The following is a 13302-nucleotide window of genomic DNA, read 5'->3' on the forward strand; positions in this document are numbered from 1 at the left end:
GAGCCGGGGCTTCATGCTGGAAGGTATAACAAATGAGTGATGAAATTATCAAGGTTCCTGACATCGGCAGTGGCAGCGCAGAAGTCATTGAAGTCTGCGTTGCAACGGGTGATTCAGTAGCCGCAGAGGACTCTCTGATTGTTCTGGAGTCCGATAAAGCCACCATGGAAGTACCCGCCCCGAAAGATGGCCAGGTGGTTGAATTATTACTGAAAGTGGGGGATACGGTTTCAGAAGGGGATGACCTGCTGAAACTGGCGACGTCAGGAGCAGAGCCTGAAACTGACAATGCTCCGGTTCCGGAAGCAGTGCCTGAGAAGGCATCTCCTGAACCTGAAAAGATTAAACCGGCTCCTGATGTAGAGAGTGTTGTAGCGAGTGTTGCAGCCAGTTCTGTTGAAGCCAGCTCTGTTGAAGATGTGCTGGTGCCAGATCTGGGGACAGAAAATGTACCGGTCATCGAGATCTGCGTTGCCGTTGGTGACAGCATTGCAGAAGATGATTCACTGGTTGTTCTCGAATCCGATAAAGCCACCATGGAAGTCCCTTCGCCCGTCAGCGGTGTGGTAAAAGATATTCTGATCAAAGAAGGCGACGTGATGAATCAGGGCGACCTGATTCTGAAGGTTGAGGTGGCTGGTGGCGGTTCTGCTGAAACGCCTGTAACCGGGTCTGCTGAAACTGACAAGCCTGCTGAACCAGCTCCTGAAGCTCCCCGGTCTGCTCCTGTCGCTACAGCTCCGGCAGAGGCTCCGACACAGGATCTGGCAGAGTTGAAACAAGGCAAAGAGTTGGAACAAGGCAACAAGCATTTCCATGCGGGACCGGCTGTGCGCAAGCTGGCCCGGGAGTTTGGTGTTGATCTTGAGTTTGTAAAAGGCACAGGCCCACGCACACGGATTCTGAAAGAAGATGTACAGGCTTACGTTAAAACCAAACTAAAAGAAGCCCGCCAGCCTCAGGGTGTTTCCGGTGGCATGGGCATTCCGCCGGTACCTGCCCAGGATTATGCGAAGTGGGGTGACATTGAAGAAGTCGCCCTGAACCGTCTGCGTAAAGTAGCGGCGCAAAACTTCCAGCGTTCCTGGCTGAATGTGCCTCATGTTACCCAGTTCGATAAAGCGGATATCACCGACCTCGAAGCTTTTCGCAAAGATCAAAAAGCGATGGCAGAAGCCCGTGGCACCAAGCTGACACCGCTGCCATTCTTCCTGAAAGCCTGTGCCTACGTGCTGAAGGAAATGCCACAGTTTTGCTCTTCCCTGAGCGCTGATAGCGAATCAGTGATTTACAAGAAATACATCAATATCGGTGTGGCTGTGGATACGCCGGACGGTTTGCTGGTACCAGTTATTAAGGATGTGGATAAGAAGAGCATCTGGGAGCTGTCAGCAGAATGCATTGAACTGGCTGGAAAAGCTCGTGACAAGAAGCTCAAGCCTGATGAAATGCAGGGTGGCTGCTTTACCATTTCCAGCCTGGGCTCCATTGGCGGTACAGCTTTTACGCCCATTGTGAATGCGCCGGAAGTCGCTATTCTGGGCATTTCCAAAGCGGCTATGAAGCCGGTATGGAATGGCAGTGACTTTGAGCCGAAACTGATGTGCCCTCTGTCACTGTCTTATGATCACCGTGTCGTTAACGGGGCAGACGCTGCCCGGTTTACGACAATGTTAGGGCAGCTGCTGGCGGATATTCGTATGCTGCTTTTGTAACTCCCAACACGGTGACTATTCTGAAGCAGGCTCGGGGGTAGATAGCTCCCGAACCAGCCTCATAATACTTTTGCGCATCAGTATTAACTGCTGTGCTGACAGACTTTCCTGAGCCTTTTTCCATTCATCGGGTATGGCATTACGCAGTTTCTCAACAAGCTCCCTGGCGTCGATGTTGCTTTCTGCCTGAGCGTCCAGCCACTGAAGCCAGCGCAAGTCGATCGTAGCTTCATGCAGATCCAGCAGGCGCTTGTGGATATCCATGGTGCCCGGACAGTTTCCCTGCCACGGATACAGGTAAATGACATCCCCTTCGCGGCCATCGGTCGGGTCAAAAGGGTCTGCGGTTGGCATTCGGCCATGCCATTGCAGATAACCATCCGGATTGCTTTTCCACAGGTAAAATCCGGCAGCCAGCCTGGGTACGGGCATATTGTAGAGCCAGACCGTACTGCTTTTTTTCAGGTTCTCTATCACGGCCTTACTGACACCGAAACCATGATTAATAATTGCCAGATCGGTAACACTCAGCAGCTCATCCTGCCTGGGGTTGTTAAGGTGTCCGGCGGTTTTCATGTCCACGGACTGGTTGTGCAGCTTAATGGCTGTATCTTTGATGGCAGAGAACTTTTCCGGATGAGGTTCGTCGTAAATCGACCAGAACGGTGTTTCCACCCGGGCAACAGTCGCATCGTCCCGAACTCTGGAAAGAGACTGCAGAGCCTCATCCTGAGGCTGAACAGACAATAGATATTTGAGTGGAACATAAGCCAGGGTGGGACCCTTAAAACCGAACAACCGTAACTGTTTCAGCTGGTTAATCAGCTTTTTTCTGTGATTCTGGTCAATCGGTGCTTCCAGTGAGGGGGCAACATTGGTGAAGCCCATTGATCTGAGTAGAGAGAGATCGCAGGCGGCGGCAATGGATTTTAGCTTGCGTTTTTCGGGGAACCATTCATAAAACGGTGCATGTTCCAGATAAAGCCCGACAGAGTGCTTCATATCGGGCAGATCGACAGGCATCACATCGACGGCAAACTCGACCACTTTCAGTGCCCCTTTGCTCAACAGTTGCAGGCTGCCTGTGTAGATACCCGGCTCCGTGTCAGCGGGGATTTCCACTTGCAGGTAAAGGTGACGTGGTAATTCCGGATTGAGGGTCATGCGGGTGAGGTCAGCACGAAGGTAACTGTCTGCGGCCACCAGCCTGTTGGCATTCGGATGAGGGCGCTCAAAGCGCCAGTGACCATAGCGGGATTTAAGTGCCAGCTTTTGTCCCTTACTGTTGCGAGGGTTGGCAATGGCAATAACCGGGTTGTTGTCAGGCTCCGGGCTGTTGATCCTGAAGTTAAGGTTTAGTAATGAGTTTCTGGCCGTTGGGTAGACTTTATAGGTTTCCAAATTGGTTGATGGTTGTTCTGACTTATCGCTGATGCTGAGTTTCTGTGGACGCGGGAACTCGGGGAGGGTAGCAGGCCAGCTTTCCATAAAACGCGCTTGTCGCTGTTTGTCTGCATCCGCAGCAAACTGACCATCCAGAGGTTCAAGCACCAGCCCGGCCGCATAGCGGGCAGCGCGGTCGCCAATCCACTCAACCGTGAACTGGTTGTCGGTAATAGTGACTGTCGATGTTACCGGTCTGGTTCTGCGTTCTCCGATCAGTTGCCACTGGTCTCCATCAATCACGGCTTCTTTTTTAGCACCGGCAAAATAAACGTCCGATAGCCACTGGCTGGTGTTATAGCTTTCGTCGACAATGGTTTGTCCCTGAACCCGTACTTTTCTTTGCATAAAGTGTGGCAGATACTCCCATTCTCCCTGCTCCTGCAACCAGATTGTCAGTTTCCATTGTCCGTTTTCCCAGGGCGCTGAGAAGGAATCAATACCTTCCAGTCCATCCTGCATCAATGCGTCGCCGGAAGGACGAAAGCGCTGTAACAGTGTTCCGCTGAGTCGTTTGTCTTTGGCAGTCACCGGTTCAAATCCGGGAAACACCGGACTGTCCTCTCTACCAAAATCCAGGGCCATAACCCTTTTCGGGCGAGGTGGCGGAGGCGTTATCCGGGCGTGTGTCAGAATCATATCGTCACTGCTTCCGGCGGTGAAGATGATCATCTTGGTGTAAGGGAGAGTCAGTGGCTGCTTGCCAGAGGTTTTCAGACCCGTCATGGGAACGGTCAGGGAGAATGGCCCTGGTTGTATACTGAATTGCCGGTTATAGCGGGTGTAATAATTTTTTGAGCGGTTATTGTCGATACGGACAATCAGAATCAAAACCGAGTCACTGTTGTTCTGACCTTTAATTTGTAGCTCGTAACCGGGTTTGATCCTTAGTCCCTTGAGATAATGGGTGTAAGGCATGTCAGTTTCTGAATTGACCAGCACTTCACCACTGTTTTTTGTCGTGTCTGCGGTGGCAAAAAAACAGGCAGTCAGCAATAAAACTGCGACACTCTGAAACACAGGTAGAGAGGAGCGGCGGAAAAGCGTATCCGATGCCATGAGTTATCCACAAGTTGATCAACTACTAATAGCATCGGAACAGCAGGGCAAGATTAAAGAGCGGCGATAAAGTTTTTCAGGGTAATAATGATCAGAACCAGCACCATCAAGGAAAAGTCCAGACCACCCAAAGGTGGAATCACCTTGCGAATACGGCTGGACAGGGGCTCGGTAATCTGGTGCAGCAACATCAGTCCGGGGTTATAGCTGCCAGGGGCTACCCAGCTGGCAATGGCAATAACAATCAGGCTGAACATGTAGATGTTCAGAACTTCAACAGCCAGTTCTTTCAGACTCAACAGCAGAACGGCGGGGAGCGGAATGCCAGCCAGGACAAAACCTTTCAGCATGAACAGCACATAGAACAGACCAATTTGCAGCGCCAGTGCCAGAACCAGCGACGCAATGTCCATACCACCAACACCGGGGATGATTTTGCGCAATGGGTTCAGTAGCGGTGCGGTGATTTTAACAATGGCCTGAGAAATCGGGTTGTAAAAATCGGCACGAACCAGCTGCAGAATAAACCGCAGCAACACCGCCATGATGTACAGGCCACCCAGTGCCTGAATCAGGAATACCAGGCTGGAAGAGAGTGCTGACATAGATATCCTTCAAATAAATAGCAAATCACAAGTAATAGTTATGTTGTTACGGGCTGTTATTCAACCCCGACAGGCATTAGTCAGCCAGTTGTCTGGTCATTTCAGCCGCCCGCTCAACGGCAGCCTGCATGGCCTGTTCAACCAGTTGCTCCAGGCCACCTGTCTGAAGCGCTCTGATGGCCTGCTCTGTCGTGCCGCCGGGTGAGGTGACCCGTCTGCGCAGTTCTCTGACATCAACATCACTACAAACTGCCATCTTCGCAGCCCCGAGCGCTGTCTGCAAGGTAAGCTGTTCAGCGGTTTGTTGATCAAGCCCCAGCTTGACGCCCATTTCGGTCATGGCTTCCATAAACAGGAAGTAGTAAGCAGGGCCGCTGCCAGAAACGGCAATGACAGAATCAATCAGGGCTTCATTATCTACCCACAGCGTCACCCCAACGGCTTTGAAAATAGAGTCGGTAATGGCTTTCTGCTCCGCACTAACCTGTGCGCTGGCAAAGAGTCCGCTGACGCCGCAGCGCAACAGGGAAGGCGTGTTGGGCATACTGCGGACAATCGGCAGGCTGGAGCCGCACCATGTCTGAAGACTGTCGAGACTGACGCCTGCGGCGACCGAAATCAGCAGCGGCTTTGTCTCTTTCAGAGTAGGGGCAAGCTCCTGCAGCACGGCTTTCATCATTTGTGGCTTTACACAGAGTACAACCATCTCTGATTGGCGAACCGCCTGATGATTGTCCCGGGTCACCTGAACGCCAAACTGGTTTTTAACGTTTTCCAGTGTCGCTTCACTCCGGGCGGTTGCCCATATTTTGTCCTTTGGCCAGCCATCTTCAATCAGGCCTCCGAAAATACTGCTGGCCATATTGCCCGCACCGATAAAGGCAATGCTCTGGTCTGTCTTTCTGGATTGGCTCATTGTTCTTGTCACCCATTAGCTTATTAACGATTGGAATATTCTCTTGCACCAAACAGGGCTGTGCCGATTCGAACCATGGTCGATCCTTCTTCAATGGCCGCTTCCAGATCATCAGTCATGCCCATGGAGAGAGTGTCCATGGTCAGCCCGAGGTTCTTATTCAGGTTATCCAGCGCCTGCTTCAGGGCTCGCAGTGGAATACGTTGCTGTTCCTTGTTTTCAGCCCTTGCCGGAATAGCCATCAGACCCCGCAGAGATAGATTGGGCAATTCAGAAACCGCTTTTACCAGCTCTTCCAGTTCGTCCACTGAGACTCCGGACTTGGAGGTTTCGCCACTGATATTCACCTGCAGGCAAATGTTCAGTGGTGGCAGGTCGGCTGGTCGCTGATCATTCAGCCTTTTGGCAATTTTCAGACGGTCAACACTGTGAACCCAGTGGAAATGGCTGGCGATATCCCGGGTTTTATTGGACTGGATCGGCCCTATAAAGTGCCAGACAATGTCTTCAATGTCTGACAGCGCCTGCACCTTTATCAGGGCTTCCTGCAGATAGCTTTCTCCAAACTCACGCTGTCCCAGCGCGCAGGCTTCCCGCACCTTGTCGGCAGGTTTGGTTTTACTGACGGCCAGTAATCTGACCTCGCCTTCACGCTGGCAGGCTTTTTCTGCTTTATGAATCTGGTCAAAAACCTGTTCAAAGCGGCTTTTTAATAATGTCATCTGGCTGTACAGTATTGAGTATCAGGAAAAAATAAAAACAGGTAGTTTACTGTTTCCGGGGTTCAGGGGGAACTTCATGGATATCACCGAGCTGCTGGCATTCAGCTTCAAGCAGGGGGCGTCAGATTTGCATCTCTCTGCGGGTCTGCCGCCCATGATTCGTATGGATGGCGATGTGCGACGTATCAACCTGCCTCCCATGGACCATAAACAGGTACACGGCCTGATTTATGACATTATGAACGATAAACAGCGACGTGATTTCGAAGAGTGCATGCAAACGGACTTTTCTTTTGAGGTGCCGGGTGTTGCGCGTTTTCGGGTCAATGCGTTTAACCAGTCCCGTGGTGCGGGTGCGGTGTTTCGTACCATTCCCAGCAAGGTTCTGTCCATGGATGACCTGGGTATGGGGCAGGTGTTTAAGGATATCTCCATGATGCCGAGAGGGCTGGTGCTGGTCACAGGACCTACTGGTTCTGGTAAGTCAACGACTCTGGCAGCCATGCTCGACTACATAAACGACTCACGCTATGACCATATCCTGACCATTGAAGACCCCATTGAATTTGTACACGAATCAAAAAAGTGTCTGGTCAACCAGAGGGAAGTCCACCGTGATACCCGCAGTTTCAGCGATGCCCTGCGGGCTGCCCTGCGTGAAGATCCGGATATTATTCTGGTGGGCGAGATGCGGGACCTTGAAACCATTCGCCTTGCCCTGACAGCAGCTGAAACAGGTCACATGGTGTTTGGAACCCTGCATACGACGTCTGCCGCCAAAACCGTTGACCGGATTATTGATGTATTTCCCGCTGAAGAAAAGTCGATGGTGCGCTCAATGCTGTCCGAGTCTCTGCAGGCTGTGGTTTCCCAGACCTTGCTCAAGAAAAACGGCGGTGGACGTGTGGCTGCCCATGAAATCATGATAGGCACTTCTGCCATCCGCAACCTGATTCGTGAAGACAAAGTGGCGCAGATGTATTCTGCGATACAGACAGGCAGTTCCATTGGCATGCAGACACTTGACCAGTGTCTGAAAAAGCTGGTCAATAAAGGTTTGATTTCTCACGATACCGCCCGGGAAAAAGCCAAGGACCCGGATAGTTTTTAAAAACAGCTGGTGATATAGGACATCTGCATTTCTTCCAGCTGTTTGCGATTCAGTATCAGGTTTTTATTTCCTGCACCAATTAAACCGGCCAGGCAGGCCTGTTGCTCTGACCGGTCTTTGCCCTGCTCCAGACGAGCGCCTGTCAGGCGCACTTCCAGAAGCTCAGATTCGCCTTTTAGATCAATGATTTCTGTAAATTCTCCGATGCAGCACCGGGCGCAGTCAGGCAGGTCACCATAGCTTTTAGTCCGTTCCTTTTCCGGAATGCCCAGGGTCACCAGTTCATAGGGCGTCATATTGCGTGTCACGCTGACTTTGTCCGGAGCCTCTATACGCATATCGGTGATGCCGCCAAAGCACCTGTCACCGCCGCTGAAGCTTTTAATCAGCTCCAGATTGGCAGAGCGCTTTTTTCCGGCAAGGGCATCATCCAGCTCCGGAAACGTGTCGAGGCTTAACCCTTTTAACAGGAAGCCAAAGGAAAAAGTGCCTGAACCGCCATAATTTACGGCGTAGTTGACCAGAACCTGTTCATCTTCCATTTGCCCGATGATGTTGTAAGCAGCAAAGACGGGGAGTGTTTCGCCTTCTTCCTGACTGGTTTCGGTGTTGGTACTGGTTGCATTAAACGAAGCCAGCCATGGACTCTTCTGGTCAAAATTCAGGTGAGCGTATTTTTTCTGACAGGCGCGCAAATCCAGAGAGGTCATGGTGTTTGTACTGGTGCCTTCTTCAGACTCAGTAAAACGATCAAGACACAGTGGATGCAGCGCACCGGCAGCAACCGTATTTGAAAATAGAAATAACAGGTTAAAGAACCGGGTTATTCTCATCATTCATCCAGCCTTCCAGAATAATCTGGGCTGCCATTCCGTCGACAGGATTTGAACCATAATGTTTGCTGTGTCCCAGCTTGTCAGCCCAGTCTTTGGCTTCAAATGACGACAGGCGTTCGTCAGCCTCAAAAAAGGGCAGGTTAAAACGACCATGCAGGCGTTTGCCGAATTTGCGGGCTCGAAGTGACATTTGTGACTCAGAGCCGTCCATGTTCAGGGGAATGCCTACCACGACAGCATCTGGCTGCCATTCGTTGATTAGTGTTTCGACCTGGTTCCAGTCAGGAATGCCGTCACGGGCTTTCAGCTGTGGCAGGGCAGAGGCTGTTCGGGTAATGGCCTGACCAACAGCGACACCAATGTTTTTGGTGCCAAAATCGAAGCCAAGAATGGTTTTTACGGAAGAAGGTGTCATAGATCTCAATGGTGTTTTCAGGCGTGCCCAACCTGACCAGACAGCAAATGCAAATCAACCCCCAGAGATGAGGCAGCAGCGGACAGACGTTGTTCGCAGGGGGTTGTGAAGATAATGGCAGGGTTGGCTGCACAGGTCAGCCAGGTATTCTCAGCCATTTCCTTTTCCAGCTGACCCGCTCCCCAGCCTGCGTATCCCAGGGCGATAAGAACATGAGAAGGTCCTTTATTATTCGCCATGGCGACCAGAATGTCTTTGGAGGTGGTAAGGTTAATATCTTCTCCCACACTGAGGCTGGACTCCCAGAGCTGGTCATTGGAATGAAGCACAAAGCCTCTCTCTGATGAAACCGGACCTCCGGCGTAAACAGCACTCTGGCTTGGCGCCCAGGTGTCGGGATACTCAATGCCGACCTGTCGGAGAATCTGTCCCAGCGTCAGCTCGGTCGGTCGGTTGATGACTACTCCGAGGGCTCCATCCTTACTGTGTTCACAAATAAGTGTCAGCGTTTCAGCAAAGGACGGGTCTGCCATCTGGGGTGTGGCAATCAGAAAGTGGTTTTTGAAACTTTGGAAGAATGGCGTTCTCATGTGCGCAGTATCGGGCGAAAATTGTCAGTTAGCAACTTTTACGTAGTAATTCGGTTTTCAGTTGCTAAATAACCGATCGCCCCGTTCGAAGCGCCAGGTTCGTATAATCTCTACCCGGTCATAGTCTCTCAGGTCATTGCCAAAAGGGGCGTAGGGGGCTGCCAGTTTGACAATACGAATGGCGGCATCGTCGAGAATGGTTGAACCGGACGACTCCATCAGTTTAACGTCGTGTAATGTACCGTCCCGGTTAATGGCGACCATCAGGCGCAGCTCGCCATAGAGTTTTTCTTTTCGAGCCTGTGGCGGGTAATTCATATTACCAATCCGCTCAACCTTTCGACGCCAGGTTTCTTTGTAGTAAGCGCCGGGCTCCTGCATGGTAGAGGCGGCAGTCAGGCGCTTGATCCTTGGACGTTTGGCGTATTCCTGACGCAGCTGGCTGAACTGGGCTTCGAGGCTGGAAATTTCCTGCCTGAGATCAATGCGTTTGCGGGGCTTCACCTGTTCAGGTGTATCCGGTGTTGGCTTTTTGTTTTCCGCCTTGTCGGGCGTTTTGCGTTCGACCTCTGCCCGGGTGGAAATCTGGGCGGTCTGGGGCTGTTCCTGTTTGGGGGAGGCTTCTTCCTGGGTTTCCAGTACAACTTCATTAATCTGGTTGGACTGAAACTCCGCTTCCTGATCGGTTTGCGGTCTGGTCTTGTCTTCCAGAGTTCCACTACCCTGCTGGTGGAACTGGGCAAGGTAATCCGCTTCTTCAGGCTTTTCCTGACTTTTGTAGGTTGCCAGAGTCACTTCAAGGGTTTTGGGAGGCGCGGGCATGTCCTGCAGACCAAAGGAAACTCCCAGCAGAATGACAGCATGAATGGCTGCTGCCATGAAAATGGTGAAGCTGAAGCGGTCGGTTGAAGAAACACTGGTCATTGTGGACATTGACAGGGGCTGGCCTCGTAAGTCATTCCTGAGGATGAACATTTTTGACATTGTCATGAATGTTACAGGGGCTGACAAGAGGTTGACAGGATTATCTTTTTAGCGGTTTCGCTGAAAGCCATCTGTCTCTCTTAACAGCCCAGGTTTGGTGATGATTGACTTTCATAAAACGAAGCTGCTGGATGCCATCAAGAGCTGACAGTTTTTTAAGATTTTCACGTCCATGGAGTATCGTTTTTAAAAAAGTAAAAAAAGCATCTTTTGTATCTTTCTCAGACATTATTTTTCTTACATTCTCTTCTGATAATAAGTCCGTTCTTGAAGAGCAATAATTGACGTCAGAACTCCAACATTCTTTAAATTCAGTTATACCTTTTAGATTTTTGTATTCTTTCATCCCTTGTCCACTGACAAGGTATCTGTACAGATTTTCTGATTTGTTTTTTAAATTTTCTATGTCTGCAGGCTGGTCATTTTGCAAATATTCAAAATGAGCATTGTGACGAGTTGCACGTTCTTTTTCAGCTGCTGCTAATTTATTGTGCTTTGGGTTTTTTATAAGGTAAAGCTTGGTGTGCAGATGTGATGTTTTGCAGAATCCATTTTCTGCGATTTTGAAAGTTGATGGTCTTATAAGGATATTATCAATATCGATATAGGTTAAAGATTTATCTTCCCATAGAGACAGATTTTCATAAAAAAGATCTTTACCTTCTTGCTTGGATTTCTGCTTTGCGACAGATAAAACATACTTTGCATCAACAAGAGTACAGAATCTAATAAGATCCATTAACTCAACGTTTTTTGTTTCCTGTTTGCTGAATTTGTCTACCATAGCTGATTCTGATAAATCTTCTTCAATTGAAATAACTAGAATGTTGCTATGGTCTGCAAATAAACCATTCATTGTTTCTATTTGATCTTTTGACATTGAGTTGTTTGTGTAGATTAGTATTACAGGGATATTATCTTTTGATAGCCTTGATGCTTCTTCAGCTATCAGGTTAACATAATCAAACCCTTTTTCATTATTTTTACCATCAAATAATGTTGTACTGTGGAAGGCGTACCATGTGTGAAATATTGGGCCTGGGGGGATTATTTTTAAATTTAGACTCTGTGCTTCATCAAAAGAATTGATGCCTGAGTAAAATAATGCTGCAGCCATGTTTTCCAGAGAAAAAGAATCGATTTTTGCATCCGGAATTTGTAATCGTACTAACTTCTGAACTATCTCTTTTTGTTGTGAAATATCCGGTAGCGGATAGCTTTGTTCTATTGATGTTAACGTTGCTTGTGCTTCTTTTTTATCTTCTTCTCTGTTTTTTGTAATTCTGATAAGTTGGTCTGTTTTGGAAATTTCACTTGGTATAAGTTGTACTTTAGCGACTTTTTTTTCGTCTTTTTTTTGTAACTGATTAGGCAGCTTAATTTGAAGATCCTGCCCTGTCAGGGCTGAATGGAGCCGTTGCAGGTAGTGATGCAGATATGGAGTTGTAAATGCTACCAGCCTGCCTAAATACAGCCCTGCGGTTTCAGAGTAATCTGACCTCTTGTCAATATAATCCAGGCTTTTTTGAGGAGCAGTATTCGATATTTGATGCATGTTTTCTGTCCTTGATAAATATTTAATACATGGCTAGTGCTCTTAAGAAATAATTGAGTCGAAGATTTTTACTAAGATTAAATACTCTCTGTTTATCGCTAAACTGTGATATTGAATTTTGTATACCAAACAGTTTTAGCGACTCATAAGTTGTGTAGAAACCTTCAGTAATTAGTCCGTTGTAATTATTTTTTTGTTCAAAAATAATGCTGACATATGTGTAAGGATGCCTAACAAAAATTCTAATGTCGGCTTTCCAGAGGCTGCCTTAGTTCACCAGGTAGATAATCTCATGAAAAGCCTGAAGTGGCAGATTGCAACTTCAGGCAATATTTTTCTTTCTAAATCATTTCAGACAGGCTCATTCCAGCTTTTCTTCAATCTTATCCATCAGCCTATCGCCAATGCTGATACCAAACTGGTCATCCAGCTGGCGGATACAGGTCGGGGACGTGACGTTAATCTCGGTCAGGTAATCACCGATAATGTCCAGTCCGACAAACAGCAGACCTTTTTCTTTCAGCACCGGCGCCACCTGTTCGGCGATCCAGCGATCACGGTCGCTTAACTCCTGTCCTACACCGCTACCACCTGCTGCCAGGTTGCCACGAAGTTCGCCTTCGGCCGGGATGCGTGCCAGTGAATAGGGGACAGGCTCACCGTCAATCAGCAGGACTCGTTTGTCGCCCTTTACTATCTCGGGAATATATTTCTGGATCATGGCCTGGGTGGTGCCGTGCTGTGTCAGTGTTTCCAGAATTACGCTGAAGTTTGGGTCTTTCGAATGGGTACGGAAGATAGAAGAACCACCCATTCCGTCCAGGGGCTTTAGCACCACATCGCCATGTTCTTCAGCAAACTCCCTCAACAGGCGTGCGCTGCGTGCCACCATGACCGGAGGCGTACATTGTGGAAACAGGGTGGCAAACATCTTTTCGTTGCAGTCACGAATGCTCTGGGGTTTGTTGACGATCAGGGTACCAGCGGCTTCAGCCTGTTCCAGCAGATAGGTGCTGTAGATAAACTCCATATCAAACGGCGGGTCCTTGCGCATCAGGATCACATTCAGTGACTCCAGCGGCAGCTCCTGACGCTCACCAAGGGTAAACCAGTCATTGGCATCGTATCGTACCTGCAGTGAACGCATACTGCCTTTGGCTATGCCTTCTTTCTGATAGAGGTCATGCTGCTCCATGTAAAACAGTTGCCAGCCCCGCTTCTGCGCAGCCAGCAGCATTGCCAGGGAACTGTCTTTTTTGAATTCGATGGACTCAATCGGGTCCATGACTATGCCGAGCTTAATGGTCATGTTTTTACCGGGGTTAACGCACAGAAACGGTGTTGGCTTCAG

General features: G+C 49.2%; 12 protein-coding genes. 2 read left to right on the forward strand and 10 right to left on the reverse strand.

Features of this window, described 5'->3' with window-relative positions:
- Window positions 1-32 precede the first annotated feature (32 nt).
- Complete coding sequence (gene aceF, locus NX722_RS20820) at window positions 33-1715, forward strand: dihydrolipoyllysine-residue acetyltransferase (RefSeq protein WP_262564785.1); 1683 nt, start codon at window positions 33-35, stop codon at window positions 1713-1715.
- Between the two features lie 15 nt (window positions 1716-1730).
- On the opposite strand, the gene NX722_RS20825 is transcribed toward aceF, so the two are convergent.
- From NX722_RS20825 to NX722_RS20840, 4 genes are all read right to left on the reverse strand, one after another.
- On the reverse strand, window positions 1731-4217 hold the full coding sequence (locus NX722_RS20825; protein ID WP_262564787.1) for a hypothetical protein: 2487 nt from the start codon (window positions 4215-4217) through the stop codon (window positions 1731-1733).
- 53 nt (window positions 4218-4270) lie between these two features.
- Window positions 4271-4822 (reverse strand): YggT family protein, encoded by a 552-nt coding sequence (locus tag NX722_RS20830; protein WP_262564788.1) that lies wholly within the window; start codon window positions 4820-4822, stop codon window positions 4271-4273.
- Between the two features lie 76 nt (window positions 4823-4898).
- Window positions 4899-5738, reverse strand: a complete 840-nt coding sequence (gene proC, locus NX722_RS20835) for a pyrroline-5-carboxylate reductase (protein ID WP_262564789.1) — start codon at window positions 5736-5738, stop codon at window positions 4899-4901.
- 23 nt (window positions 5739-5761) lie between these two features.
- The gene (locus NX722_RS20840) at window positions 5762-6460 is read right to left on the reverse strand and encodes a YggS family pyridoxal phosphate-dependent enzyme (RefSeq protein WP_262564790.1); all 699 of its coding nucleotides are present in this window, start codon (window positions 6458-6460) and stop codon (window positions 5762-5764) included.
- 76 nt (window positions 6461-6536) lie between these two features.
- Between NX722_RS20840 and NX722_RS20845 the strand changes: the two genes are divergently transcribed.
- The gene (locus NX722_RS20845) at window positions 6537-7571 is read left to right on the forward strand and encodes a type IV pilus twitching motility protein PilT (protein ID WP_262564791.1); all 1035 of its coding nucleotides are present in this window, start codon (window positions 6537-6539) and stop codon (window positions 7569-7571) included.
- On the opposite strand, the gene NX722_RS20850 is transcribed toward NX722_RS20845, so the two are convergent.
- The 6 genes from NX722_RS20850 to gshB all read right to left on the reverse strand — a co-directional run bounded on the left by NX722_RS20850 (window position 7568) and on the right by gshB (window position 13260).
- Window positions 7568-8407 carry a hypothetical protein gene (locus NX722_RS20850; RefSeq protein WP_262564792.1) on the reverse strand — a complete coding sequence of 280 codons (840 nt, stop codon included), beginning with the start codon at window positions 8405-8407 and terminating at the stop codon, window positions 7568-7570. The two genes, NX722_RS20845 and NX722_RS20850, sit on opposite strands and share 4 nt — an antisense overlap.
- The gene (ruvX, locus tag NX722_RS20855) at window positions 8382-8822 is read right to left on the reverse strand and encodes a Holliday junction resolvase RuvX (protein WP_262564793.1); all 441 of its coding nucleotides are present in this window, start codon (window positions 8820-8822) and stop codon (window positions 8382-8384) included. The genes NX722_RS20850 and ruvX overlap by 26 nt, the downstream gene beginning before the upstream one ends.
- Window positions 8823-8839: 17 nt before the next feature.
- On the reverse strand, window positions 8840-9412 hold the full coding sequence (locus NX722_RS20860) for a YqgE/AlgH family protein (RefSeq protein ID WP_262564794.1): 573 nt from the start codon (window positions 9410-9412) through the stop codon (window positions 8840-8842).
- A 57-nt stretch (window positions 9413-9469) separates the two neighbouring features.
- Window positions 9470-10402, reverse strand: a complete 933-nt coding sequence (locus NX722_RS20865; RefSeq protein ID WP_262564795.1) for an energy transducer TonB — start codon at window positions 10400-10402, stop codon at window positions 9470-9472.
- A gap of 34 nt (window positions 10403-10436) precedes the next feature.
- The gene (locus NX722_RS20870; RefSeq protein ID WP_262564796.1) at window positions 10437-11951 is read right to left on the reverse strand and encodes a hypothetical protein; all 1515 of its coding nucleotides are present in this window, start codon (window positions 11949-11951) and stop codon (window positions 10437-10439) included.
- A 361-nt stretch (window positions 11952-12312) separates the two neighbouring features.
- Entirely contained in the window at window positions 12313-13260 is a 948-nt protein-coding gene (gene gshB, locus NX722_RS20875) for a glutathione synthase (protein ID WP_262564797.1), read from the reverse strand.
- Between the last annotated feature and the right edge of the window lie 42 nt (window positions 13261-13302).

Source organism: Endozoicomonas gorgoniicola (assembly GCF_025562715.2).
Taxonomy (GTDB): Bacteria; Pseudomonadota; Gammaproteobacteria; order Pseudomonadales; family Endozoicomonadaceae; genus Endozoicomonas_A; species Endozoicomonas_A gorgoniicola.